Genomic DNA, 24,709 nt, shown 5'->3' with positions numbered 1-24,709 from the left:
TAAAGTATTGAAATTACAATAAGGAGAAACACTCATGGCTTACCAAAACATCCTCGTACCAGTGGACGGTTCTGAAACTTCTTTTGCTGCTGTTGCAAAGGCTGCTGAACTTGCAAAAGCATTTGGTAGTAAAATCACTGTGGTACAAGTACTTACACTTGACCCGTATATTGCTGCAGAATACATCACTGCAAACCAAACCAATGACTTGATTGAACGCGCGCGTGCTTCTATCGTGAAAACTTTAGAAGAAGCAAAGCAAAAATTCACTGAACAAGGTGTTGAAGCTGAAACTAAACTACTTGAAGGTCAAGTGATTGCACGCGAAATTACCAACGCTGCGAAAGAGTTAAATGCTGACCTTATTGTGATTGGTTCACATGGTCGTACTGGCTTGAAAAAATTATTCTTAGGTAGTGTTGCGCAAAGCATCCTAAGCGAAGGCACTACACCTGTACTTGTGGTACGTCAATAAGATTGCGTGTTCCTCATTTCTACGGAAGCGAGGAACTTCCCCCTCTCATTTATTAGTTTTTTTGTTTATTCCGAAACTTTTATTGCTTCTTTTCACTCAGCAAACTTGCTTCAGTATCATCACATCTCAATATTAAACACTCAATTTAACAGTAAAGTTTAATTCTGCCATTGGTATTGTTTTAAATTCACCTTCCCTGCAATGACCAGAACCCCTTCCTTTTGCAATTTTACCGTTTGTATATTTTCTCCTTGGGCGTTGAACTTGCTTAGGCTAATTTTTCCTTGCGCATTAATCACCCGATGCCACGGCACTGTATGTTCTGCCGATAAATGCTTAAGGACATAACCGACCAAACGTGCATGTTTGGGCAGCCCCGCTAGACGTGCCACTTGCCCATAGGTCGCAACCTGACCTGCTGGAATTAAACACACCACGTTCAAAATCATGTGAGCTAATTCATCACTCGGTTTATGGCTTAAAGTTTTTTGCACCCATCCACTCGCGTTGATTTAGCCGATAAAAAAGGAGCGACTGACTACACTCCTTTTGTTTGTAAAACTTGAATTTGAGTCTTTAAATTGCGGCATTGAATGTATCACAATCATTAATCAAGCCTGATTTTAAGCCAGTCTGGAACCATTGTACGCGCTGAACACTGGTGCCATGGGTAAAGCTATCAGGTACGACTTGTCCACGTGCACGTTTTTGCAAATAATCATCGCCAATTTTATGTGCTGCATCCATGGCTTCTTCGATATCGCCTTGTTCAAGGAATTGAGTACGTTGATGGTTATGATGCGCCCACACCCCCGATAAACAGTCCGCTTGCAGTTCCTGACGCACCGAAAGCTGATTGCCCTGCACTTCACTGACTTGCTGACGTGCTTTATGCACTTGCTCTGAAATTCCTAAAATGGTCTGAATATGATGCCCAACTTCATGTGCCACAACGTAGGCTTGGGCAAAATCACCTGCCTGATCATCTCGGCTTAATTCAGTCTGATTTTGTTCACCACCAATACCCATTTGCTGACGCATGGCTTGGAAGAATGAAGTATCAATATATACTTTTTGATCGGCTGGGCAATAAAACGGCCCCATTGCCGATTGTGCCGTACCACAGCCAGAATTAACCACACCTGTAAATAACACCAGTTTAGGCGGCACATATTGGCTATCTAGCTGCTGCTGAAACACTTGTGACCATGTATCTTCGGTATCCGCCAAAACAGTACCCACAAACTCAATTGCCTCTTGTTGTTCAGGACTTGGATTATCTAGACCTTTGGTTTCAGCACTTTGTGCATGCGAGGTGACTTGCTTGGTCGCTTGATAAGCTGATTGAGGATCGACCCCAAAAAACTTCCACGCAACAAAGGCCACCACTAAGCCCAAAATACTGATTCCACCCGCTTTAGCTCCGCCTCCACCACGGCGGTCTTCTACATTCGTACTAACTCGACGACCTTTCCAACGCATTATTCTTATCCTTTCTCAATTTTTTGAATGATAGTTCATTCTAAATATAGTCTAAGTCTTGAAGCAGGGCTTATTGACTCTGTTTAGACTTTGGCCATACTTTTTGAATCAGTGTAACCACAATCACAACCAATACACCCGCTAAAATACCCACCGCAAAATTCATTAAGGTTGGCGTTACAGCCCCTACAATGCTGCCCATAGTTGGGATGTCTTGAACATACTCTACTGTATCTTCTGTGAAATGGTGCACAAATGGAATAGCATGATTGATAATACCACCACCCACTAAAAACATGGCAGCAGTCCCAACAACCGACAAAGTTTTCATTAATATCGGGGCGAATGCCAATAAGCCACGACCAATACGTTGTTTAAAATTAGATGCTTGTTCAGTCAGATGTAAACCAATGTCATCAATTTTGACAATAAATGCAACTAAGCCATAGACCCCAACGGTCATGGCAATGGCAATTACGCTTAATACGGTCACTTTGGTTAAGAAACTGGCGGCTGCGACTGTACCTAATGAAATCACCACAATTTCAGCCGATAGAATAAAGTCAGTACGCACTGCACCTTTAATTTTTTCATTTTCAAAACGAGCAAGGTCTTGCTCAGTCTGAATCAATTCTAATTGCGCTTCTGCGGCAGTTTTTGCTTTTTTGTGCTGTAGGGTGTGCATGATCTTTTCAACACCCTCATAGCTTAAGAACAACCCACCAATGACCAATAATGGATTAATCAACCATGCGGCAACCACGCTAATGAGCAGTGCCAACGGTACTAAAATCAATTTATTAACAAAAGAGCCCTTAGCTACCCGCCACACTACAGGTAACTCACGATCTGCACGCACACCACTGACCTGCTGCGCATTCAATGCCAGATCATCACCCAATACCCCTGCTGTTTTTTTAGCAGCCATTTTACTCATGACGGCTACATCATCTAAAACGGTTGCAATGTCATCTAATAAAAGTAATAAGCTGCTCGCCATTGCTTTGTTATCCTTATGCGATTTTCTATCTATTTTAAAACTGTACGCAAATAAACTCTGTATTTACTTCATTAATTTTTTAAACGAATTCAATTCAATCTGTTTAAGGAAGTGACATTGAAAAATGTTATGCCTTACAATGTAGCAATTCATCGGTACATAGATGTCGTAGATACGACTTGGAATAAAAAATGAGTAATCAAGATAATCGTCCTGTGATTTTGACGGGCGATCGTCCGACTGGACAGCTACATTTAGGTCACTTTGTGGGTTCTTTACGTTCACGTGTAGGTTTACAAGACTCGCATCATCAACATCTGTTACTTGCCGATGCTCAAGCCTTAACTGACAATGCCGACAACTTTGAAAAAGTACGTCGCAATATTATTGAGGTAGCAACCGATTATTTAGCGGTGGGGATTGATCCAACAAAAACCACCATTTGCGTGCAATCTTGCCTGCCAGCGCTAAACGAACTTACCATGTTGTATTTAAACTTCGTGACTGTGGCACGTTTGGAGCGTAACCCAACCATTAAATCTGAAATTCAGATGCGTGGTTTTGAGCGTGATATTCCTGCAGGTTTCCTGTGCTACCCTGTAGCTCAAGCAGCCGATATTACTGCATTTAAAGCAACGGTCGTTCCTGTAGGTGAAGACCAAATTCCAATGATTGAACAGACCAATGAAATTGTGCGTCGGGTGAATCGTCAAATTGGTCATGACTTGCTACCTGAATGTCAGGCATTGTTGTCAAATATCGGACGTTTACCTGGTTTTGATGGTAAAGCGAAAATGTCAAAATCACTGGGCAATACCATTGTGTTAGATGCCACAGACAAAGACATTAAAAAAGCTGTCAATGCAATGTACACCGACCCAAATCACCTGCGTATCGAAGACCCAGGTCAGGTTGAAGGCAACGTAGTATTTACTTATTTAGATGCCTTCGATACCAACAAAGAAGAACTTGAAGAACTGAAAGCGCATTATCGTCGTGGTGGTTTGGGCGATGGTACGGTGAAAAAGCGTTTGGAAGGCATTCTAAAAGAATTGATTGGGCCTATCCGTGAACGTCGTATCGAGTTGGCAAAAGACCCAGATTACATTATGGACATTTTGAAATCGGGTACAGATAAATGTCGTGATATTACTCAGCAAACTTTAGACGAAGTGAAAGCTGGATTAGGCGTTTTCCGTTTCTAAACCATTTTTTCTAAACACCTGTTTTATCACGTATTGCTTAAAACCAAAGCCTCTAATTTACTAAAATTAGAGGCTTTTTTATTTCTGCAAAACCTTCAAAATCTCGTGATTTTACTCACACAAAACACTTATTAGTTACGTTACTTAACATCACGTAACTCGAATACTGAGGAAGAGTATTCAGGTTTTGCTTATGATAATCACATGCTTTAGGAGCAATCCTAATTTCATAACATTTCTCCTTTACCGAAACTGTGTATGCAGATTCGTAGTTCCTACGCAATGATCACCCCAATCATTGCGTATTTTTTTGTCTGAATTATCGCCTTGATACCTGCATATACCTAAACTTTTAGCAAATTGTATACATCACAACTGACTCTTTATTAGAGGTAATACAGGACTCAACAGCATCATTGCAAAATTCTACTTGAAGCCAACGGTATTCCAATTAAAGTAACTCTATTCTGTTGTACAGCTTTAAATGTGATGCCCTTATTTATGTCTGGACTCATCCGAACTATTCAGCGTATCAGTCAAATTGGACTCTTGATGACGATTTCCACTTACGCACAAATACACGCCTTGGTGGTGATACCAGACCACCCTATTCAGCATGTTTTGCATGAGCCACTAAAACTGCCTAACGCAAATTCACCCAAACCTAATCTACACAAGCATCACATTGCAAAAATGCGCATCATGCACATTGATTTAGATTATATGTTTGACACCGACAAAGCCCAACAAAAGCGAAATATACAAGCCTTAATTCAACGTATTAATGCCATTCAGCCCAATACCATTTTTTTGCAGGCTTTTGCCGACCCAGATGCCAATGGTTCAGCCGATCAGGTTTATTTTGAGAACCGCCATGTACCAGTGCGGGACAATTTGTTTCAACAGGTGCATCAACTCATTCGTGATAAAACTCAGGTTCAACAAGTCTATGCTTGGCTACCAGTGCTGGCTTGGGAATTACCCAAAGCTCAAGATTTAAACTATGTAGAACATCGTCAAGGCGGTCAAAAAGGCTATATTCGCCTTTCTCCTTTTGAAGAGAAAAACTTGGCAATTATTGTCGATATTTTCCGTGATTTTATTCAGCACAACCCTGTAGATGGTGTGCTGTACCATGATGATATTACCTTGTCAGATTATGAAGACTCTTCGGCTTCGGCACGTAAGTACTATCAAGAATGGGGCTTTTCAAAACGAATTTTCAACAATATTCGACACCCTTTGCAGGGACGTTTAGCCAAACACAAAACTGCGTACTTGGATCAATTGGCTGCGGGCATCACCCAAGTTTTAAAGCAATACCAACCGAATTTATTGGTTGCTCGGAACATGTATGCACCTGTGGTGCTTCAACCACAAAGCGAATAGTGGTTTTCACAATCCATGCCAAGTACCTACCGTTATTATGATTACAACGCAATTATGGCCATGCCCTATATGGAACAAGCTAAAGATCACAAAAAATTCTATTTAGATTTAATTCGACATGCAAAAAAATACGACCCAAATTTGGATCGTACTATTTTTGAGGCTCTAGACTAGCAGAATAGATATGTTAGTCTAGAGCCTTATAAAATATTACTTATTACATAATTTTTACTTAATTAATTGATTAAAAAAACTTTATATTTCAATTATTGCACGCTTTCACACATAAAAAATCCCCTTTTACGGGGATTAAATCGATCATTATGTTCTGCTTAATAGGCAATCTAATGATTGAATGATCTGTTAATTAGATTGCCGAAATTTAGCTTAAGCCAAACCTTTTTCCTTAAGTACTTGCAGCATGGTAGAACCTAATTCTGCAGGACTACGTGTATATGCCATTCCCGCTCGCTCAAAGGCAGCAAACTTTTCTTCTGCTGTGCCTTTACCGCCTGAAATAATTGCACCCGCATGCCCCATACGCTTGCCTTTTGGTGCAGTCACACCTGCAATATAACCCACTACAGGTTTGCTGACATTGGACTGAATATATTCAGCAGCCTCTTCTTCTGCCGTTCCGCCAATCTCACCAATCATAATAATGGCATCAGTATCTGGGTCATCTTGGAATAATTTTAAAGCATCAATCTGATTCATTCCTGGAATTGGATCCCCTCCAATACCAATACAAGTCGATTGTCCAAGTCCAAGTTTTGTAGTTTGAGCTACCGCTTCATACGTCAGCGTACCTGAACGTGAAATAATTCCAATACGGCCTGGTTGATGAATATGTCCTGGCATAATGCCAATTTTACATTCGCCTGGTGTAATCACGCCTGGACAATTCGGCCCAACTAAACGTGTTCCATTGCTATTGGTTTCCAAATAGCGCTTAGCCTTGAGCATGTCGATGGTTGGCACGCCTTCTGTAATCACGACAATTAAACCTACGCCTGAATCTACAGCTTCCACAATCGAATCTAGAACAAATGGTGCTGGTACATAAATCACGGATGCATCTGCAGCTGTTTCACGTACCGCTTCTTTCATAGTGTTAAACACGGGTAATTCTAAATGTGTTTGACCACCTTTACCTGGCGTGACCCCACCCACCACTTTCGTGCCATAGTCGAGTGCTTGTGCTGAGTGAAAAGTCCCGTTCTTACCCGTAAAACCCTGAACCAATACTTTGGTGTTTTTATCAATTAATACGCTCATGCCTGATTCTCCTTAAGCTTTCACTGCAGCAACAATTTTTTCTGCAGCATCGGACAAGCCATTTGCAGAAATAAGTTTTAATCCTGATTCATCTAGTAATTTAGCACCTAGCTCTGAGTTGTTTCCTTCTAAACGAACCACCACAGGCACAGTAACATTTACCTCTTGAACCGCTGCAATAATTGCTTCTGCAATCATGTCACAACGTACAATTCCACCAAAAATATTGATTAACACGCCTTTGACTGAGTGATCTGCCAAAATAATTTTAAAGGCTTCAATCACACGCTCTTTGGTTGCACCACCACCTACATCTAAGAAGTTCGCAGGCTGGCCACCATACAACTTAATAATATCCATCGTTGCCATTGCCAAGCCCGCACCATTGACCATACAGCCAATGTTGCCTTCCAAAGCTACATAGTTCAGGTCAAATTCTGAAGCACGCAATTCACGCTCATTTTCTTGTGACTTATCTCGCAGCGCCAATACCTCAGGTAAACGGTACAACGCATTAGAGTCGATTCCGACTTTAGCATCGACACATAAAATCTCACCATTTTCGCGCACTGAAAGTGGATTAATTTCAAACAATGCAAAATCATTATCAATAAATGCCTGATAAGCCGCAGTCATAATTTTTACAAACTGAGTGATTTGGCTATCTTTTAGTTTTAAGGCGAAAGCAACTTCTCGCGCCTGAAATGGCAATAACCCCACCAATGGATCGACTTCTACTTTAATAATTTTTTCAGGGGTTTCTTCTGCGACTTTTTCAATTTCAACCCCACCTTCGGTAGATGCCATAAAGGTGACACGACGGCTTGAACGATCTACCACAGCACCTAAGTACAATTCGCGCTCTACAGGATAAACATCTTCAGCCACTAAAATACTATTTACAGGCTGACCATAGGCGTCGGTTTGATAGGTGACCAAACGTGTTCCAAGAATTTGGTTGGCATAGTCTGCTGCTTCTTGTGCAGATTTTACGACCTTCACGCCGCCCGCTTTACCGCGACCACCTGCATGCACCTGAGCTTTCATCACCGCAAATTTACCGCCCAGTTGCTCGAAAGCTTGCACGGCTTCTACGGCTGTAGTTGCCAAAATGCCTTCTTGTACTGGCATACCATATTTTTTTAATAGCGCTTTTGCTTGATACTCATGTAGATTCATTGACTAACCTTTTACTACTTCTTTTATTCAGTTATCACCACCAATATCAAACCAGAGTTTTAATATTGCTTTCCTTGTGTGGTGTTTTTCCTATGCTCTTTACTTTTAGATGATTATTCCCATAAATACAACCATCAAATGCAAAAAGAGCGGCCTAAGCCGCTCTTTTTAGTTTTATTTGCGTTTACGCTGAATCGCGTGAATCGCACGCCCATCTACAGCTAAAGCGGCTTCATGCACCACTTCAGAGAAGGTTGGGTGACCAAATGTCATTAATTGTAAATCTTCAACTGAAGATACAAATTCAAGTGCAATCATACCTTGGTGAACGATGTCAGACGCAGCAGGGCCAATCACGTGCATACCCAATAAACGATCTGTTTTTGCATCTGCAACAAACTTCACGAAACCAGCACCTTCGCCTGCAGCTAAAGCACGACCATTTACCGCGAAACCGAATTGACCAGTTTTCACTTCGTGGCCTTTTTCTTTCGCTTGCTCTTCAGTTAAACCAACCCACGCCGCTTCAGGGTGTGTGTAAATCACTGAAATGATTGTGTCGTAGTTGACTTGTGCAGCATGACCGTGAATACGCTCAACTGCCATTACGCCTTCTTCCATTGCTTTGTGTGCAAGCATTGGACCACGTACCAAGTCACCAATTGCATATACACCTTCAACAGAAGTTGCACACCAATCGTTCACTTCAACCAAACCACGTTCAGTCAGTTTAATACCGCAGTCATCTGCCAATAAACCTTCAGCATAAGCACGACGACCTACACAAACGATCAATTTATCGAAAGTTTGTTCTTTGTCTTCGCCGCCTTGGGTATATTTAACAGTCACTTCACGACCATTAACTTCAGTACCTGAAACTTTCGCACCGATACGGATATCCATACCTTGCTTGGTCAATAGTTTTTGGTAGTCTTTTGCCAAAGCTTTGTCAGCCATTGGTAAGAATGCATCCATTGCTTCAAATACAACAACTTCTGCACCTAGACGACGCCATACTGAACCAAGTTCAAGACCAATTACGCCTGCACCAATCACACCTAAACGCTTAGGCACTTCTGGGAATTCTAATGCACCAGTAGAATCAACAATAATGTCTTGATCTACAGGAGCAACAGGAATATTTACAGGAACTGAACCAGTCGCAAGAATCACATACTTAGGCTCTAAAACTTGAGTTTCGCCTTCATGAGAAACGAACTCAACTTTTTTACCTGCAAGCAATTTACCCGTACCTTTTAACCACTCAACACCGTTACCTTTTAATAACTGATCAATACCGCCAGTTAATTGGTCAACGATTTTGTCTTTACGTGCTAATAGCTTCGCAAGGTCAAACTGTACTTCACCTGTAGTGATACCATGATCAGCCAAGTGATGAACCGTATCTTCATAACGATGTGAAGAATCAAGTAATGCTTTAGATGGGATACAGCCCACGTTTAAGCATGTACCACCCAAAGATGGTTTACCTTTGTGAATACGTTTTTCGATACACGCAACTTTAAAGCCAAGTTGAGCCGCACGAATTGCCGCTTCATAACCACCTGGGCCACCGCCAATAACAACAAGATCAAATTGTTGAGACATTTTTATCTCCAAAAATGGGCTTAGAGGATCGCTCCAAGCCCACTGATTTATTCTTTAGAATTAAAGGTCAAGGATGAGTTTAGCTGGCTCTTCTAACAATTCTTTGATTGTTACAAGGAAACCTACAGCTTCTTTACCATCGATTAAACGATGGTCATAAGAAAGCGCTAAGTACATCATTGGCAAGATTTCAACTTGACCATTTACCGCCATAGGACGCTCTTGGATTTTGTGCATTCCCAAAATAGCAGTTTGTGGCGTGTTTAGAATTGGTGTAGATAACAATGAACCGAAAGTACCACCGTTAGTAATAGTGAATGTACCGCCAGTCATGTCTTCAATACCAAGCTTACCGTCACGTGCTTTATAAGCATAGTCACGAATACCGTTTTCTACTTCAGCGTAGTTCATGCGGTCTGTATCACGTAATACAGGAACCACTAAACCACGGTCAGAAGAAACCGCAACACCGATGTCGTAGTAACCGTGATATACGATGTCATCGCCATCAATAGAAGCATTTACTGCTGGGTAGCGTTTTAATGCTTCAGTTGCTGCTTTTACGAAGAAAGACATAAAGCCTAAACGTGCACCATGGCGTTTTTCAAATGCGTCTTTGTATTGTGCACGCATTTCCATGATTGGCTTCATGTTCACTTCGTTGAATGTGGTTAACATTGCAGTTTCTTGAGTCGCTGCAAGTAAACGCTCTGCCACGCGTTTACGTAAACGTGTCATAGGAACACGTTTCTCGATACGCTCACCTACCGCAACGCTTAATGGCGCAGCTGCAGCAGCAGGTTTAGCTTGATGATTTGCAACATCTTCTTTAGTGATACGACCACCGCGACCTGTACCAGACACGTCTGCAGCATTGATACCTGTTTCAGTCAATGCTTTACGTACTGCTGGTGCTTGGTCAGCAACAGGTTGTGCACGCTCAACAACTGGCGCAGCGCCCGCTTCAGTTTTCGCTGCAGCTTGCTCTACTTGATCTTCAGACTGAACAGCTTGAGTTTGAGCCGCGCCAGATCCAGCACCCGCTTCAAATTGAGCAATTACTTCGTCTGAAAGAACAGTGTCGCCTTCATTTTTGATGATTGCAACGATTGTGCCATCCGCAGGAGCGACTACTTCCAAAACAACTTTATCGGTTTCAATATCACAGATCACTTCATCACGTGAAACTGCTTCACCAGGTTGTTTGTGCCAAGTTGCAATCGTACCGTCTGCAACTGACTCTGGAAATACCGGTGCTTTAATTTCGGTTGCCATTATTTCGAATCTCCTGTTATTCAGCTACGATCGCAAGCGCGTCATTGATGAGCTGAGCTTGTTGTTTTGCATGCAAATATGGTGAACCACACGCTGGTGCTGCAGATGCTTCACGGCCCGCATAACTAATGCGAATCTGTTTACCAGTTTTCATTACGTCATCATATAATCGTGGCGCGATGAATAACCAAGCACCTTGGTTCTTCGGTTCTTCTTGAGTCCAAACCAGTTCTTTTACGTTTGGATAAGAAGCAAGAACTTCAGCAAGACGTTGTTCTGGATATGGGTACAACTGTTCAATACGAACAATTGCAGTATTGTTCAATTCTAATTCACGACGTTTTTCAAGCAAGTCGTAATACACTTTACCGCCACACAATACTAGACGAGTCACATCTGCTTTGTTGATGTTGTCAATTTCATCAATCACAGTCTGGAATGTACCAGTTGCAAGCTCATCAAGGTTAGACACGGCTAACTTGTGACGAAGTAAAGACTTCGGCGACATGATGATCATTGGCTTACGGATTGGACGAATTGCTTGACGACGTAAAGCGTGGAAAATCTGTGCAGGTGTGGTTGGTGTCATCACTTGCATGTTCTCTTCCGCACAAAGCTGCAAGAAACGCTCTAAACGTGCAGATGAGTGCTCAGGACCTTGACCTTCAAAGCCGTGTGGAAGAAGCATTGTTAAACCACACACACGCTCCCACTTGGTTTCGCCAGATGAAATGAACTGGTCGATTACCACTTGAGCACAGTTTGCGAAGTCACCGAATTGCGCTTCCCAAATAATCAGGCTCTTTGGAAGAGTCGTCGCATAACCATATTCAAATGCCAATACTGCCATTTCAGACAATAATGAGTCATAGATTGCAACACGCGGTTGGTTCTCTTTGATGTGGCAAAGTGGAATATAAGTTTTACCATCGACTTGGTTATGCAGTTTTGCATGACGATGTGAGAAAGTACCACGACCAACGTCTTCACCAGTCAAACGAACAAGGTAACCATCATCCAACAAAGTTGCGTAAGCTAAAGTTTCAGCTGCACCCCAGTTCAGTGGCATTTCACCTGTTTGCATTTTCAAGCGATCATCAATCACTTTAGCAACTTGGCGCTGCATCACGAAACCTTCTGGAAGTTTACGCATGGTTTGACCAAGTTCTTTCAAACGCTCGATTGGGAAAGTTGTATCCCAATCGTCTGTATAGTCGTGACCTAAGTATGGCGACCAATCTACAAACATTTTGGTATTTGGCTCAAGTACCAATGCGTTCGCAACGTGATTACCCGCTTCTAAATCTGCACGGTAATCTTCAATCATTTGATCTGCTGCTGCGCGATCCAACACACCTTCTTGTACCAATTGGTCAGCATACAAAGTACGTGTAGTGGCCTTTTTGTTAATCACTTGATACATCATTGGCTGAGTTGCTGCAGGCTCATCCGCTTCGTTGTGACCACGACGACGGTAGCAGAACAAATCAATCACAACGTCTTTACGGAATGTATGACGGAAATCGTGTGCCAATTGAGATACAAAAATCACTGCTTCAGGATCATCGCCATTCACGTGGAAAATTGGCGCCTGAATCATTTTTGCAATGTCAGTACAGTATTCAGTAGAACGTGCGTCACGTGGGTCAGATGTTGTGAAACCAACTTGGTTGTTAATCACAATGTGAACTGTACCACCTACGGTATAACCGCGAGTTTGTGACATTTGGAAGGTTTCTTGGTTAACACCTTGACCTGCAAATGCTGCATCACCGTGAACGATTAATGGCAATACATCATCACCACCAATGTCTTTACGACGTACTTGACGCGCACGTACAGAACCTTCAACCACAGGTCCAACAATTTCTAAGTGCGATGGGTTAAATGCAAGCGCCAAGTGCACTTCACCACCTGGAGTCATCACGTTCGATGAGAAACCTTGGTGATATTTTACGTCACCTGAACCTTTTTTGTGCAAGCTCTTACCTTCGAACTCACCAAACAAGTCTGCTGGGTTTTTACCCATAATGTTCACAAGCAGGTTTAAACGACCACGGTGTGGCATACCAATCACGACTTCTTTACATCCAACAGTACCTGCACGTTGAATGATTTCATTGACCATCGGGATAAATGATTCACCACCCTCTACACCAAAGCGTTTCGCACCAACGTATTTATTACCTAGAAATTTTTCTAGGCCTTCAGCGGCAGTTAAACGTTCAAGAACGTGTTTCTTTTGATCTGCAGTAAATGTGAACTTACCACGCGCACGTTCTAAGCGTTGTTGAATCCAGCGTTTTTCTTTGGTATCAACAATGTGCATGTATTCTGCACCGATTGAACCGCAGTAGATGGCGTCCATGGCTTCAACCATTTCGCCCAATGTGGCTTGAGATTTGCCAATTTCTAAATTACCTGTATGGAAAACAGTATCTAAATCGGACTTAGTTAAGCCATGCGCAGCAAGATCAAGATCAGGCACGTCTTCACGTTTTGCCAAACCTAGTGGATCTAATTTTGCTTTTTGGTGACCACGGTTACGATAAGCAGCAATCAGTTGCAACACGCCAATTTGACGTTGTTCATGTTCAGAACTCACTGAACCCTGAACAATCGCTTGAACGCGATTAGAATTACGACCTAATAAAAGGAATTGCTCACGTACATTACTGTGTGGTTGATCACCCTTCGGGAATTTATCGAAATATTCGCGCCAATCAGCACCGACTGATTCCGGTGACGTTAAATAATGCTCGTAAAGTTCTTCAATATACGCTGCACTATCAGCGGAAAGTTCAGTGTCAAGACGCAGTGCGTCAGCAACTTCTTGCATTTGTGGACCCATTTCCTATTGCAAAAACATTTTCCAGGATGCTTTTTAAGCAAACCCATGATTGATAATGTCAAATTGGTAACATGACATTAGCCCCCAATCGACATAAGTCATGAGGCGTTATCACTACATTAGGAAAACCCAATGTCATTTATGAATCATAACGCCCTCACTGGCATCATCACTCACTTATATACTCGACCTAAGCCGAGCAATTTTTTGCAAAATCGTTTTAGAAAAAATAAGTGCTCAGTCTTAGCTTTTCTAATACGACTTTTCTGCAATAGTCCTGATTTAATAACACATCATTTGCACTTAAAATGTTGATAAAATGTATAAAAATTCAACATTTTTCAAATGTAGTTATTTATTAATCGTAACATGATCTCGGAAATACAATTGATTTTTTTGACACATACCTCCTATAAATTGGCGAAATACATTGATTCTATTTTCATCTAACATATGGTGCTTTATTTAAAAAACAGATGCAATTTAGACCAAAGTCCAACACCGCTATTTCAGATAAAATAAAAGAGAGCACATCTCTCAATCTGCCCTCTCACTTACACGTTATATGATAACATCTATAAATAAATATTGCAGCTAAACTTAGCATTTACCCATGCATTACAAAAAAATAGCAGCACTGGATTACAATTCTGTGCAACTTTAGTCGGCTAAAAGCCATTTTTGTCTATTAACCCACCAATTATTCTTAAAAATATCGAATTTTCATTTCGAATCACACTTTTTACTCTTTTTTATTTACGCACTCATCAAAAACAAGCAACTTATCACACGACTTTTACAGTAATTTTGCAAAAAAAAGCACACCCTTAGGTGTGCTTTTCTCAACTGATCACGCAGTCAATTATCCAGCCATATCTAGAAGCATGTTACGGATGTGACCGATTGCTTTAGTTGGATTCAAGCCTTTAGGACATACAGATACACAGTTCATGATGCCTTTACAACGGAACAAAGAGAATGGGTCGTCAAGACGAGCCAAACGCTCTTGAGTTGCGGTATCACGCGAATCGATAATAAAACGATATGCATTTAACAAAGCTGAAGGACCCAAGAACTTGTCAGGGTTCCACCAGAATGATGGGCATGAAGTTGAACAACATGCACAAAGAATACATTCATACAAACCATCAAGATGTTCACGATCTTCTTGAGATTGTAAACGCTCTTTTGGAGGCGCAGGTTGGTTGTTGATCAAGAACGGATGAATCTTGTTGTACTGATCGTAGAACTGATTCATGTCTACAACCAAGTCTTTAATTACAGGAAGACCTGGAAGCGGACGAATTGTGATCACTTCTGGTAAATCGTTTAGGTTCCAAAGACATGCTAAACCGTTTTTACCATTGATGTTTACACCATCAGAACCACAAATACCTTCACGACATGAACGACGGAATGTCAAAGATTCGTCTTGTACTTTCAATTCAAGAAGTGCATCAAGCAACATACGGTGCTTATCAGTCAATTCAAGCTTAAAAGTTTGCATGTACGGTGCTTTATCCTTATCAGGATCGTAGCGGTAGATATTAAATGTACGAGTACCTCTACTCATCTTACTTCTCCCAATTAGAATGTACGCGGTTTAGGTGGAATAGCAGCTACAGTAAGCGGCTTGTAACGTACTGGTTTGTACTCAAGACGGTTATCTGTAGAGAACCATAAAGTATGCTTCATCCACTCATCATCACGACGACCATAAGAATAAGTTGGGTGATCTGGTGGTAACTCAAAGTCTACAACCGTATGCGCACCACGACATTCTTTACGTGCAGCAGCTGAGATCAGTGTCGCTTTAGCAACTTCATACAAGTTTTCAACTTCTAATGCTTCTACACGTGCAGTGTTGAATACTTTAGATTTGTCTTTCAAATGAATGTTGCGAACACGTGGCTCAAGCGCAAGAATTTGTTTCACACCTTCATCAAGCAATGCTGAAGTACGGAATACACCTGCGTGGTCTTGAACGATGTTACGAATTGCATCAGCAACTTCTTGAGCGTTTTCACCTGAAGTCGATTCGTCAAGTTTACGAATACGGTTCACAGTATTTTCAAGTACAGTTGTTGGAAGTGGTTCGTACTCACCATCATGTTGCTTAGTCACATACTCAATGATGTGTTGACCAGCAGCCTTACCAAATACAACCAAGTCAAGCAATGAGTTTGTACCTAAACGGTTTGCACCGTGTACAGATACACATGAACACTCACCAATTGCATAGAAACCTTTTACTGGTTTAGCAAAGTCACGGTCACCCGCGTTGGTTGTATATGTATCAGTTTCTGCATTGTAGTTCGCAACCAGCTCTTGAGTTTCACGGCTTTCTGGAACAACCACTTGACCATGAATATTGGTTGGAATACCACCCATTTGGTAATGGATTGTAGGCACAACAGGAATTGGCTCTTTAGTACAGTCAACGTTCGCGAATTTCTTACCTATCTCAAATACAGATGGAAGACGCTTCATGATTGTGTCTGCACCTAAGTGCGTCATATCAAGCAAGATGTAGTCTTTGTTTGGACCACAACCACGACCTTCTTTAATTTCTTGGTCCATAGAACGTGATACGAAGTCACGTGGCGCCAAGTCTTTCAAAGTTGGTGCATAACGCTCCATGAACGGCTCGCCAGAATCGTTACGAAGGATACCACCCTCACCACGACAGCCTTCCGTTAACAATACGCCCGCGCCCGCAACACCTGTTGGGTGGAACTGCCAGAATTCCATATCTTGTAATGGAATACCTGCACGCGCAGCCATACCAAGACCGTCACCAGTGTTGATATATGCGTTTGTAGATGCACGGTACACACGACCTGCACCACCTGTAGCAAACAATGTCGCTTTCGCTTGGAATACTGCGATTTTACCTGTTTCTTGGTCAATTGCAGTCACACCTAGTACATCGCCAGCTTCGTTACGGATCAAATCAAGAGCGATCCATTCTACGAAGAATTGAGTGCCCATTTTCACGTTGCTTTGATAAAGCGTGTGAAGAAGTGCGTGACCTGTACGGTCAGCTGCAGCACATGCACGTGGAACTGCTTTTTCACCGTAGTTTGCAGAGTGACCACCGAATGGACGTTGGTAAATTGTACCGTCTGCGTTACGGTCAAATGGCATACCCAAGTGTTCTAATTCATAAACCACTTGCGGCGCTTCACGCGTCATGAATTCAATCGCGTCTTGGTCGCCCAACCAGTCAGAACCTTTTACCGTGTCGTAAAAGTGGTAGTGCCAGTTATCTTCTTGCATGTTACCAAGAGATGCACCAATACCACCCTGCGCTGCAACAGTGTGTGAACGTGTAGGGAATACTTTGGTCAATACCGCAACTTTCAAACCTGCTTGAGCAAGTTGGTAAGATGCACGCATACCTGAACCACCACCACCAACGATGACTGCGTCAAAGAATTGGTGTGGAATATTTGTATAATCTTCTTTAGGGTTAATCGCGCCCATGATATTTTCCTATCAATTCGCCCAGAAAATCTGGATTGCCCAGATTGCGTATGCAAAAACAGCAATAATCACTGCTGAAGTCAGCACTAGGCGTAAACCTGAAGCTGAAGGACCCATTTGGCGAGTAGTCACATAGTCAGTGAATACTTGCCACATACCGATCCAAGCATGTGCAACAAGAGATAAGACTGCCAATAAAGACATAATCTTCATTGGTAATGTCATCATAAAGCCGTACCACTGTTCAAAGTTGAATCCACCGTTAAGAAGAATCCAACCAAATACCACAACGGTATAAACAGCAAGAACAACAGCACTAATACGTTGGACAAACCAATCGCGAGAACCTGACCCCGTTAAACCTGTAGCACTTTTCATTAGATTACAATCCATACAAATGCTGCAACGATACCGATAGCAGACAAGATCAATGAAATAGTAGCTGCAATGCGACCACTTTGCAGTTCTTCTGCAAAACCAAGGTCAGCAAGTAAATGCTTAACACCAGCAATGAAGTGATAGATTAAGCCGGCTACAAATACCCATACGATAAAGCGCACAAAGAAACCGTTAAAAATTTCTTGAACTTGAGCAAAACCTTCAGGTGAAGACAAAGACTTGTCTAACAACCATAAAAGTACCGGTACGAGTAAAAATACGATGACACCAGAAAGACGGTGTAGAATTGATGCAATAGCCACGGGTGATTTTAAGTTTACTTCTAAAACTTGACCCATGGACAAATTGACAGGTCTGTTGCTTTTCACAGCGGGCATCCTGTAAGTAAAAACTCCATCCGGAGTTTGTTGGAATAAATTCGAAGGAAAGCTGGCATAGTCAGGCAAATACATGCCCAACCTTAAAACGACACTGAATTATAAAACGTCAACTGTCAAAATACAAACAACTCAACTCGGCTTTTTGGCTAAAAAAATCTTTAAATAAGAATCATTAACAATTATATAGGAGAGCTACCTGCAACTTATAACAATATAAAAACATAAACCCATGTTTTTTAAGTCAATTATTAAAGTACAAATTATATGTAGAGCATTAAGCACTTTTAAAATATTTAGACTAAAGTTAAATTTACTCTTTGTTTTTATAATATGCTTTGAGGTTTTACTATCCTATAAATACTTAGATAATATTAAGTAGCAGTATATATGTATACAGTCCTATTCTTGCTGCCATTTACAACGACAACAAATACGTTCATCTAGCCCCAGACATCCATCTATTATTCATTTTATCTTTACTCAAAACACCTTAGCTAAATAAATTTTTAAATAATAATCACCATGTGAATGAATAACTTATCCAGTATTTTTTATAAGTTGACAAAAATAACTAATCATGCGAAAAAGTTTTTTTAGTTAACAGATGTTCACACATGCCTCGAATTGTTTCTGTACCACTTAGTTTAGAACAGCGAGAACGACTCATTTTTCTGGCCAAGCATGCAAAACATTGGCGTGAAAGACAACGTGCCCAAACTATTCTCTGGCTTTCTGAAGGTAAAAGTGTTGCGGAAGTTGCCACTCTACAAGAACGCATCCCAGAAACCATAAGGCTACAACGCCGACGTTGGGAATTGTATGAGTTTGAATCGATTAAAGAAGGTCATCGCTCAGGTCGGCCCAATACATTGATCTCAGACTATCAGGCGAAAATCCTAGATTGGGTCAATACAAGTCCACTCAATGCAGAACAAATCCGAGTCAAACTACATGAAGAATACGAAGTGTCCGTGTCTGTTGAAACCATTCGTAAGTTTTTACGAGATTCAGGTATGGTCTTCAAGCGTACCCGTCATAGCTTGAAAAAAAAGAGATCCGATTGCATTTGAACAAGCAACACAGCAGATTGAAAAATTACGAGAGCAAGCGGCACGTGGTGAAATTATATTAGGTTATGTTGATGAAACAGGGTTTTCATCTACACCTGATAACCGCTATGCGTGGACAAAGATAGGTGATGTTCATGCGGTTGATGCAATAAGATTAAAACGAGTTAATGTCATGGGGTGTTTGCTTTCAACGGGGAAACTGGTGACAAGTTGTTTACAAGAGTCAGTTACAAGCACTTGGTTTTATGCCTATTTAACTGGAATAGCTCAACAAGTAAAACAGACTTATAACCTTCCATTGGTTCTTATTGTTGATAATGCCTCGATTCATAGAAGTAAAAAGATGGCTGATTACAGAGAGCTACTTAAAAGTAACTTTTCGACGAATTTGTATTTTATTCCAGCTTATAGCCCTGAGTTAAATCGAATCGAGATGGTATGGAAGCAGATGAAATATTATTGGCGAGATTTTCAAGTCATGACAGCTGATAAAATAGAGCAATGGGTGGAGAGAGTATCAAACCAATTCGGAAAAGAATACATGTTTACTTTTTAATGACAGCTTATCTTTTTAGACAAAAAACGCGCTTTACTCACAAAGATTTCATCATTTCCTACTCAAAATATAATGTGTTATGACTATTTTATGGAGTTCAATCAGTCATTTTTTGATCAATCAATATCGAATTTAAATACCAGACTCACTGCCTATTCCAACCAATCTGACAATCCTACCGTGTATATAACAACATGTAAGTTATGAGAATTAGATAATTTTAAGTAATGAACTGAATCCTGCCAAAGAAATAGCATATCAAAACCCGCATTTAAAATTGCTTACAATAAATCCTTATTGTTGATTTTTTTATGCACATCTGACAAATTTTGACTTATGATACGGCGGCTGTGCTGTGATTTTATTGATTTTTTACTGGAATTTTTTCGACTGTCTCTAAAACAGTCGTCTGCTTAATCCATAAGTATAATTGACAAAATTTCAGTACTCTCTAATCTTAGAGCTAATTTTTAATCCGTCTGACTTGCGCATTAAAAGATTGATACTTCGAGTCAGATCAACATTCACCAGGACAGGAGATCTATTGAATGTCTGAAGCAACTGGCAAAAAAGCCGTATTACAGCTTGATGGAAAAGAAATTGAATTACCAATTTACAGCGGCACATTAGGCCCAGATGTAATTGACGTTAAGGATGTGTTGGCGGCAGGTCACTTTACTTTTGATCCTGGTTTTATGGCAACAGCGTCTTGCGAGTCTAAAATTACGTTCATTGATGGTAACAAAGGTATTCTTTTACACCGTGGTTACCCAATTGACCAATTAGCGACTAAAGCTGACTACTTAGAAACTTGCTACTTATTATTAAATGGCGAGCTTCCAACCGCAGAACAAAAAGCTGATTTTGACGCTAAAGTTCGCAACCACACTATGGTTCATGACCAAGTAAAACGTTTCTATAACGGTTTCCGTCGTGATGCTCACCCTATGGCAATCATGGTAGGTGTCGTTGGTGCGTTATCTGCGTTCTATCACAACAACTTAGATATCGAAGATGTTAACCATCGTGAAATCACAGCGATTCGTTTAATCGCGAAGATTCCTACTTTAGCGGCTTGGAGCTACAAATACACTGTTGGTCAACCTTTCGTTTACCCACGTAACGATTTGACTTACGCTGAAAACTTCCTGTACATGATGTTTGCAACTCCAGCAGACCGTGACTACAAAGTAGATCCAATCCTTGCGAAAGCAATGGACCGTATCTTTACACTTCACGCTGACCACGAACAAAATGCTTCTACGTCTACAGTACGTTTAGCTGGCTCTACTGGCGCTAACCCATATGCATGTATCGCTGCTGGTATCTCTGCACTTTGGGGTCCTGCTCACGGCGGTGCGAACGAAGCTGTTCTTAAGATGCTGGATGAAATCGGCACTGTAGAAAACGTTGCTGGCTTCATGGAAAAAGTGAAAACTAAAGAAGTTAAACTCATGGGCTTCGGTCACCGTGTATATAAAAACTTCGATCCACGTGCGAAAGTAATGAAAGAAACTTGCGACGAAGTTCTTGGTGCGCTTGGCATCAACGATCCACAGCTTGCTCTTGCTATGGAACTTGAACGTATCGCGCTTTCTGATGAATACTTCATCAAACGTAACCTTTACCCTAACGTAGACTTCTACTCAGGTATCATCCTTAAAGCGATTGGTATCCCAACAGAAATGTTTACTGTGATCTTCGCGCTTGCACGTACAGTTGGTTGGATCAGCCACTGGTTAGAAATGCACAGCGGTCCTTACAAGATCGGTCGTCCTCGTCAGCTTTACACTGGCGAAGTTCAACGCGACATCAACCGTTAATTCGGTCTGCGTTGTAGCGTGTAAAACGACACGACAAAAAACCACCTTCGGGTGGTTTTTTATTACTTTTGTTTAGCTGATAAACTCGTTACTGCTTAACTTATTCCAAACAACCAGCAAGCCACAAAATAAAATTTAGATCATTGCAAAATTACGCTATATTTTATGATGTCAGCCACTTACAACTCATTTCTATGCTACAACTTCATTTATTCATTCTCAGCTTATTTATGCGACTGCTGAAACTCGATCAGTTTAGATGTCGTAGCTTAACTGCAATGGAAAGACAGTTGTGCCAATCTGTATTTGGCAATCTGATTGACTACAGCCAAGTCAAAGTCATGAACCATCCTTATTTGCCTTGGCAGCCACAGCATATTTTTATGGCGCCATGTGGCTACATTCATGTGCGGAATCGGCATTATCTAGCCGACTACAGCCAAGCACAGCGTGGCTATCAGGCGATCTTTATTCATGAGATGACGCATATTTTACAGCATCAACAAAATATTAACGTCTTACTGCGTGGCGCAGTATTACAAACGGCGTATTTTTTGAGTTTTAAGCGCTACAATCCCTATCAATATCGTTTAATTGCAGCAAAACCCTTTTCTGCGTACAACATTGAGCAACAAGGTGAAATTGCCAAAGATATTTTTCTTAAAAAAATAGACAATATCATTTTAAACAGCCCGCACCACTTAATTTAGCCTGCTCATCTTGATACACACTTTTTTCACGACAAATACCAGCAACAAGCAGCATAAAAATATAATGCTTTTCAAACAAATAGCATAAAAATGCTGACACATTTCCATGATATTCTCATAGACAAGACAATAAAGTGTATTCGATGCTAGCATCTATTCTAAATTAAGATAAAATAGCAAAAGTCTCCATTTTTGCACTGCAAAATAAGATCTTTATCTGTTAGATAATAAATGGTTTTTATTTGTGCCTTTCGGCAGTCGTTTAATCCACAATACACTGCGCTGAAATTTTTATAACAATAATCATCAGCCACTTACGTGTATTTTACACCTATAGGAATAGGACTTAATTTAAATGAAATCTTTTAAAATTGCCCTTGCACAGTTCTCTCCACACATTGGCAATCTCGAAGCAAACGCGCAAAAAATGCTTGAACAAGCAAATGAAGCGAAAAAACAACATGCAGATTTGATTATTTTTCCTGAACTTTCAACTTTGGGCTACCCTGCAGAAGATTTATTACTTCGCCCAAGCTTGAATCAACGCACGCAACAAGCATTTGAACAATTACGCGAAATTAAAGATATTGTTTTAGTTTTCGGCTTTGTTAATGAAACTGAAGATGGTCAGCGCTTTAACTCAGCAGCCGTCATGAAAGATGGCAACATCTTAGGCATTTACAATAAACAAAATTTACCAAATTACGCAGTTTTCGATGAAAAACGCTATTTTGACGAAGGTCATCAACATTTGGTATTTGAATATCTTGGTCATAAGTTTGGCGTTTTGATTTGTGAAGATTTATGGTCTTTGCCAACGGTACAACAATTAGCACAGTTGAATGTTGAAACTGCACTGGTCTTAAACGCTTCGCCGTATGAAGTGGGTAAACCGCAGCATCGTGTACAGACCATGACCGAGTTAGCGAAGCAATTACATCTCAATGTGGTTTATGTCAACCAAGTTGGCGGTCAAGATGATTTAATCTTCGATGGTACGAGCTTTGTGATTAACCAAGCAGGCAATGTTGCGCTACAAGCCCCAACCTACCAAGAAGGTTTGTTCTACGCTGAATATGACGCTGCGCTGAAGCACTTTAGAAGCGCCGAAATTAGCCCCGCTTTAGACACCCTTGCTGAAATCTATCAAGGTTTGGTACTCGCAACCCGAGACTATGTGCAACGCTCTGGCTTTCCAGGTGTGATTCTAGGCTTGTCAGGCGGAATTGATTCAGCGCTCACCCTTGCTATAGCGGTTGATGCAATTGGTGCAGACAAAGTACAAGCAGTGATGATGCCGTACACCTATACCGCGCAAATTAGCGTTGAAGATGCTGCAGAGCAAGCCAAAACCTTAGGCGTGACTTTTGGTATTGCCGAAATTCACCCTATCGTCAATAGCTTTATGCAAACGCTTTATCCTTTCTTTGGCAACAGCCCAAGCGACACTACAGAAGAAAATCTACAAGCCCGTGCCCGTGGTACGATTTTAATGGGACTATCGAATAAGTTTGGCAACCTCGTGCTTTCTACAGGTAACAAATCTGAGCTAGCAGTTGGTTACTGCACGCTTTATGGCGATATGGTCGGTGGTTTTGCTGTATTGAAAGATGTGTACAAAACCATAGTGTTTGAATTGGCAAAATACCGTAACAGCATTGCCGATATCCCTGTAATTCCTGAACGTGTCATTACTCGTCCACCTTCAGCCGAATTGCGTCCTGACCAAAAAGACCAGGATTCTTTACCACCATACGAAGTGCTCGATGCAATTTTGTATGCGTATATTGAAGAAGATCAAAGCCAAGAAGACATCATTAGCAAAGGCTTTGAACGTGCAATGGTTGAGAAAGTCATTCAATTGGTTGATCGGAATGAATACAAACGTCGTCAAGGTGCATTAGGTCCACGTATAAGCTCGCGTGCTTTTGGTCGTGAACGTCGCTATCCGCTAGTCAATGGTTGGAAAGCAGGAATTTAAAGCTTAAAGCATAGCTTAACTAGATTCATAAAAAACCAAGCTGTGGCTTGGTTTTTTATAACTGCTATAAAACCAATGCTGCACCAAAAGCAACTTAAAAATTTGGCAAAAAAAAGACCAAGCTGTGAGCTTGGTCTATTAAAATGGTGGCTATGACGGGACTTGAACCTGTGACCCCCGCATTATGAGTGCGGTGCTCTAACCAACTGAGCTACATAGCCGTAAACTGTGTGCGCATTATCTAAACTTAGCTCTGCATCGTCAAGCATTTTAATTTACAAACGCTCACAGTTTAAGCAAAAACAGGTAGATTTGTTTAATTTTAATCAAATTAGTATTTTCTTACGGAAATCGTTAAATATTTTCAGCAAAATTTATATTAAGTCACCAAAAAAAAGACCACGTTAGTGAACGTGGTCTGAAAATGGTGGCTATGACGGGACTTGAACCTGTGACCCCCGCATTATGAGTGCGGTGCTCTAACCAACTGAGCTACATAGCCAAAAACTGTGCGCGCATTATCTGCTGTAATCTAAGCAACGTCAAGCCTTATCACATTTCA

At 41.1% G+C, this 24,709-nt stretch carries 19 protein-coding genes, 2 tRNA genes and 1 pseudogene; 8 read left to right on the top strand and 14 right to left on the bottom strand.

The genetic code is table 11. The annotated features are described in order from the left end of the window. Positions 1-34 precede the first annotated feature (34 nt). Complete coding sequence (locus K1T76_RS03235) at positions 35-475, top strand: universal stress protein (RefSeq protein ID WP_019836772.1); 441 nt, start codon at positions 35-37, stop codon at positions 473-475. 158 nt (positions 476-633) lie between these two features. Here K1T76_RS03235 and K1T76_RS03230 read toward each other — a convergent pair whose 3' ends face one another. The 3 genes from K1T76_RS03230 to K1T76_RS03220 form a co-directional block, all read right to left on the bottom strand. Next, positions 634-924, bottom strand: coding sequence for an MGMT family protein (locus K1T76_RS03230; RefSeq protein WP_051092510.1), 291 nt, complete (start codon positions 922-924; stop codon positions 634-636). A gap of 127 nt (positions 925-1,051) precedes the next feature. After that, entirely contained in the window at positions 1,052-1,957 is a 906-nt protein-coding gene (ypfJ, locus tag K1T76_RS03225; RefSeq protein WP_019836774.1) for a KPN_02809 family neutral zinc metallopeptidase, read from the bottom strand. A 70-nt stretch (positions 1,958-2,027) separates the two neighbouring features. Continuing rightward, positions 2,028-2,957, bottom strand: coding sequence for a DUF808 domain-containing protein (locus K1T76_RS03220; RefSeq protein WP_230244057.1), 930 nt, complete (start codon positions 2,955-2,957; stop codon positions 2,028-2,030). A gap of 191 nt (positions 2,958-3,148) precedes the next feature. Between K1T76_RS03220 and trpS the strand changes: the two genes are divergently transcribed. Further along, positions 3,149-4,162: a tryptophan--tRNA ligase gene (gene trpS / locus K1T76_RS03215; RefSeq protein ID WP_019836775.1), complete on the top strand. Its 1,014-nt coding sequence runs from the start codon at positions 3,149-3,151 to the stop codon at positions 4,160-4,162. 489 nt (positions 4,163-4,651) lie between these two features. Beyond that, positions 4,652-5,725 (top strand): annotated as a pseudogene (locus K1T76_RS03210) (poly-beta-1,6-N-acetyl-D-glucosamine N-deacetylase PgaB). A gap of 213 nt (positions 5,726-5,938) precedes the next feature. Here the strand turns inward: K1T76_RS03210 and sucD are convergent. From sucD to sdhC, 9 genes are all read right to left on the bottom strand, one after another. Then, positions 5,939-6,829: a succinate--CoA ligase subunit alpha gene (gene sucD / locus K1T76_RS03205; RefSeq protein ID WP_019836778.1), complete on the bottom strand. Its 891-nt coding sequence runs from the start codon at positions 6,827-6,829 to the stop codon at positions 5,939-5,941. Between the two features lie 12 nt (positions 6,830-6,841). Further along, on the bottom strand, positions 6,842-8,008 hold the full coding sequence (gene sucC, locus K1T76_RS03200; protein ID WP_019836779.1) for an ADP-forming succinate--CoA ligase subunit beta: 1,167 nt from the start codon (positions 8,006-8,008) through the stop codon (positions 6,842-6,844). A gap of 174 nt (positions 8,009-8,182) precedes the next feature. Further along, positions 8,183-9,616, bottom strand: a complete 1,434-nt coding sequence (lpdA, locus tag K1T76_RS03195; RefSeq protein ID WP_004972188.1) for a dihydrolipoyl dehydrogenase — start codon at positions 9,614-9,616, stop codon at positions 8,183-8,185. 60 nt (positions 9,617-9,676) lie between these two features. Beyond that, on the bottom strand, positions 9,677-10,891 hold the full coding sequence (gene odhB, locus K1T76_RS03190) for a 2-oxoglutarate dehydrogenase complex dihydrolipoyllysine-residue succinyltransferase (RefSeq protein WP_019836782.1): 1,215 nt from the start codon (positions 10,889-10,891) through the stop codon (positions 9,677-9,679). A 16-nt stretch (positions 10,892-10,907) separates the two neighbouring features. Continuing rightward, positions 10,908-13,730, bottom strand: coding sequence for a 2-oxoglutarate dehydrogenase E1 component (locus K1T76_RS03185; protein ID WP_070153974.1), 2,823 nt, complete (start codon positions 13,728-13,730; stop codon positions 10,908-10,910). A gap of 874 nt (positions 13,731-14,604) precedes the next feature. Continuing rightward, positions 14,605-15,315 carry a succinate dehydrogenase iron-sulfur subunit gene (locus K1T76_RS03180; protein ID WP_026438061.1) on the bottom strand — a complete coding sequence of 237 codons (711 nt, stop codon included), beginning with the start codon at positions 15,313-15,315 and terminating at the stop codon, positions 14,605-14,607. 14 nt (positions 15,316-15,329) lie between these two features. Beyond that, the gene (locus K1T76_RS03175) at positions 15,330-17,228 is read right to left on the bottom strand and encodes an FAD-binding protein (protein ID WP_004972199.1); all 1,899 of its coding nucleotides are present in this window, start codon (positions 17,226-17,228) and stop codon (positions 15,330-15,332) included. Between the two features lie 12 nt (positions 17,229-17,240). Continuing rightward, complete coding sequence (sdhD, locus tag K1T76_RS03170; protein WP_230244056.1) at positions 17,241-17,606, bottom strand: succinate dehydrogenase, hydrophobic membrane anchor protein; 366 nt, start codon at positions 17,604-17,606, stop codon at positions 17,241-17,243. After that, a complete protein-coding gene (sdhC, locus tag K1T76_RS03165; RefSeq protein WP_026438062.1) occupies positions 17,606-18,004 on the bottom strand; it encodes a succinate dehydrogenase, cytochrome b556 subunit in 399 nt (132 codons plus the stop codon). The genes sdhD and sdhC overlap by 1 nt, the downstream gene beginning before the upstream one ends. A gap of 617 nt (positions 18,005-18,621) precedes the next feature. On the opposite strand from sdhC, the gene K1T76_RS03160 reads away from it, so the two are divergent. The 5 genes from K1T76_RS03160 to K1T76_RS03140 all read left to right on the top strand — a co-directional run bounded on the left by K1T76_RS03160 (position 18,622) and on the right by K1T76_RS03140 (position 24,147). Next, on the top strand, positions 18,622-19,077 hold the full coding sequence (locus tag K1T76_RS03160; protein WP_004973749.1) for a helix-turn-helix domain-containing protein: 456 nt from the start codon (positions 18,622-18,624) through the stop codon (positions 19,075-19,077). Next, a complete protein-coding gene (locus K1T76_RS03155) occupies positions 19,067-19,633 on the top strand; it encodes an IS630 family transposase (RefSeq protein WP_121533679.1) in 567 nt (188 codons plus the stop codon). The genes K1T76_RS03160 and K1T76_RS03155 overlap by 11 nt, the downstream gene beginning before the upstream one ends. 548 nt (positions 19,634-20,181) lie before the next feature. Then, positions 20,182-21,456, top strand: coding sequence for a citrate synthase (gltA, locus tag K1T76_RS03150; protein WP_019836788.1), 1,275 nt, complete (start codon positions 20,182-20,184; stop codon positions 21,454-21,456). A 194-nt stretch (positions 21,457-21,650) separates the two neighbouring features. Then, positions 21,651-22,166: a hypothetical protein gene (locus K1T76_RS03145; protein ID WP_070153941.1), complete on the top strand. Its 516-nt coding sequence runs from the start codon at positions 21,651-21,653 to the stop codon at positions 22,164-22,166. 355 nt (positions 22,167-22,521) lie between these two features. After that, positions 22,522-24,147, top strand: coding sequence for an NAD+ synthase (locus K1T76_RS03140; RefSeq protein ID WP_230244055.1), 1,626 nt, complete (start codon positions 22,522-22,524; stop codon positions 24,145-24,147). A gap of 144 nt (positions 24,148-24,291) precedes the next feature. On the opposite strand, the gene K1T76_RS03135 is transcribed toward K1T76_RS03140, so the two are convergent. Together K1T76_RS03135 and K1T76_RS03130 are read right to left on the bottom strand one after the other, a co-directional pair. Continuing rightward, positions 24,292-24,368, bottom strand: a tRNA-Met gene (locus K1T76_RS03135). 204 nt (positions 24,369-24,572) lie between these two features. Further along, a tRNA-Met gene (locus tag K1T76_RS03130) sits at positions 24,573-24,649 on the bottom strand. Positions 24,650-24,709: the final 60 nt, after the last annotated feature.

Origin of the sequence: Acinetobacter sp. PW68, from assembly GCF_020982655.1 — a bacterium.
Taxonomy (GTDB): domain Bacteria; phylum Pseudomonadota; class Gammaproteobacteria; order Pseudomonadales; family Moraxellaceae; genus Acinetobacter; species Acinetobacter towneri_A.
The sequence above is the reverse complement of the archived record's forward strand: the minus strand, read 5'-3'. Positions and strand labels throughout refer to the sequence as shown.

What these genes read in the sequence shown, in the direction of transcription:
- trpS (WP_019836775.1), top strand. Translation starts at nt 3,149, where the DNA reads ATGAGTAATCAAGATAATCGTCCTGTGATTTTGACGGGCGATCGTCCG.
- lpdA (WP_004972188.1), bottom strand. Translation starts at nt 9,616, where the DNA reads ATGTCTCAACAATTTGATCTTGTTGTTATTGGCGGTGGCCCAGGTGGT.
- K1T76_RS03175 (WP_004972199.1), bottom strand. Translation starts at nt 17,228, where the DNA reads ATGGGCGCGATTAACCCTAAAGAAGATTATACAAATATTCCACACCAA.
- K1T76_RS03235 (WP_019836772.1), top strand. Translation starts at nt 35, where the DNA reads ATGGCTTACCAAAACATCCTCGTACCAGTGGACGGTTCTGAAACTTCT.
- K1T76_RS03140 (WP_230244055.1), top strand. Translation starts at nt 22,522, where the DNA reads ATGAAATCTTTTAAAATTGCCCTTGCACAGTTCTCTCCACACATTGGC.
- K1T76_RS03220 (WP_230244057.1), bottom strand. Translation starts at nt 2,957, where the DNA reads ATGGCGAGCAGCTTATTACTTTTATTAGATGACATTGCAACCGTTTTA.
- sucC (WP_019836779.1), bottom strand. Translation starts at nt 8,008, where the DNA reads ATGAATCTACATGAGTATCAAGCAAAAGCGCTATTAAAAAAATATGGT.
- sucD (WP_019836778.1), bottom strand. Translation starts at nt 6,829, where the DNA reads ATGAGCGTATTAATTGATAAAAACACCAAAGTATTGGTTCAGGGTTTT.
- odhB (WP_019836782.1), bottom strand. Translation starts at nt 10,891, where the DNA reads ATGGCAACCGAAATTAAAGCACCGGTATTTCCAGAGTCAGTTGCAGAC.
- K1T76_RS03160 (WP_004973749.1), top strand. Translation starts at nt 18,622, where the DNA reads ATGCCTCGAATTGTTTCTGTACCACTTAGTTTAGAACAGCGAGAACGA.
- K1T76_RS03145 (WP_070153941.1), top strand. Translation starts at nt 21,651, where the DNA reads ATGCTACAACTTCATTTATTCATTCTCAGCTTATTTATGCGACTGCTG.
- K1T76_RS03230 (WP_051092510.1), bottom strand. Translation starts at nt 924, where the DNA reads ATGATTTTGAACGTGGTGTGTTTAATTCCAGCAGGTCAGGTTGCGACC.
- K1T76_RS03185 (WP_070153974.1), bottom strand. Translation starts at nt 13,730, where the DNA reads ATGCAAGAAGTTGCTGACGCACTGCGTCTTGACACTGAACTTTCCGCT.
- sdhD (WP_230244056.1), bottom strand. Translation starts at nt 17,606, where the DNA reads ATGAAAAGTGCTACAGGTTTAACGGGGTCAGGTTCTCGCGATTGGTTT.
- K1T76_RS03180 (WP_026438061.1), bottom strand. Translation starts at nt 15,315, where the DNA reads ATGAGTAGAGGTACTCGTACATTTAATATCTACCGCTACGATCCTGAT.
- sdhC (WP_026438062.1), bottom strand. Translation starts at nt 18,004, where the DNA reads ATGCCCGCTGTGAAAAGCAACAGACCTGTCAATTTGTCCATGGGTCAA.
- ypfJ (WP_019836774.1), bottom strand. Translation starts at nt 1,957, where the DNA reads ATGCGTTGGAAAGGTCGTCGAGTTAGTACGAATGTAGAAGACCGCCGT.
- gltA (WP_019836788.1), top strand. Translation starts at nt 20,182, where the DNA reads ATGTCTGAAGCAACTGGCAAAAAAGCCGTATTACAGCTTGATGGAAAA.